Here is a 975-nt window from a genome sequence, read left to right as displayed (position 1 = left end):
TGAAAGAAAGCCGCTTCCGCGATCGTTTTGATGCGGTTGTTGTCGCCATTCGTCGTGGACATGAGCGTCTAGAAGGTGGATTGGGCAGTATTACCTTAGCTCCGGGCGATACTTTAGTGTTGGTGCCGGGCAAGCGTTTCGAGTCTGAGCGTCGAGCGCACCGTAAAGAATTTGTGTTAGTGCACGACTTAGATTCCAGCGCACGTTTGGACTCCAATAAATCGACGATTGTGTTGATTGGTTTTGCTGCGGTTATCGCCTGTGCACTACTAGAACTTGTGCCGATCATTAAAGGGCTCGCGGTATACATCATTGCACTCATTGCGTTTGGCATAGTGCAAATCTCTGAGCTTCGCCGCCGTTTTCCCATTGATATTGTGGTGATTGTGGGCTCTGCGCTCTCTATTGCGCAGCTGATGATTTCATCGGGCTTGTCCGTCAGGATGGGTGAGATGTTTATCGAAGCCTTTAACGGCTGGGGCGTATTTGGTGCGCTGGTGGCCACATACATCATGACCTTGGTGCTGACTGAATTGGTGACCAACAATGCCGCTGCCGCGTTAGCATTTCCGATTGGCTATAGTATGGCTGTCGGGTACGGGGTGGATCCGATGCCATTTATTATGGCGGTATTATTTGGCGCAAGCGCGAGCTTTATTTCTCCCTACGGGTATCAAACCAACTTGTTGGTTTACAGTGTAGGTAATTACAAATTGACCGACTATGTGCGAATTGGTGTGCCGATTTCGATTGTGTATTCCGTATTGGTACTGACATTGATACCGGTCTTCTTTCCGTTTTAATTCCGATAAATACAAGGATTCGTTATGACCGCTGAAACACCGGTAAAAGATGAAAACATTGTCTGGCATCAGCACACGGTTGATAAACAGTTTCGTGCTGAGCTGAAAAAACAGAAACCAGCAGTGCTTTGGTTTACTGGTTTATCTGGTGCAGGTAAGTCAACCGTCGCGG

At 48.0% G+C, this 975-nt stretch carries 2 protein-coding genes; both read left to right on the top strand.

Annotated features, from left to right (window positions below; translation table 11 throughout):
• Positions 1 to 803: SLC13 family permease (locus tag R7Z49_RS23760; RefSeq protein ID WP_318112181.1), on the top strand; the 803-nt coding region annotated here is incomplete at its 5' end.
• Positions 804 to 827: 24 nt separating this feature from the next.
• Positions 828 to 975, top strand: a 148-nt coding sequence (locus R7Z49_RS23755; protein ID WP_318112182.1) for an adenylyl-sulfate kinase, incomplete at its 3' end; no start/stop codon positions are given.

The sequence above is a fragment of the Vibrio sp. 1562 genome (assembly GCF_033340155.1).
In the GTDB taxonomy this organism is placed as follows: Bacteria; Pseudomonadota; Gammaproteobacteria; order Enterobacterales; family Vibrionaceae; genus Vibrio; species Vibrio alginolyticus.
Note: the sequence above shows the minus strand (reverse complement) of the source record. Positions and strands in the feature narration are given on the sequence as shown.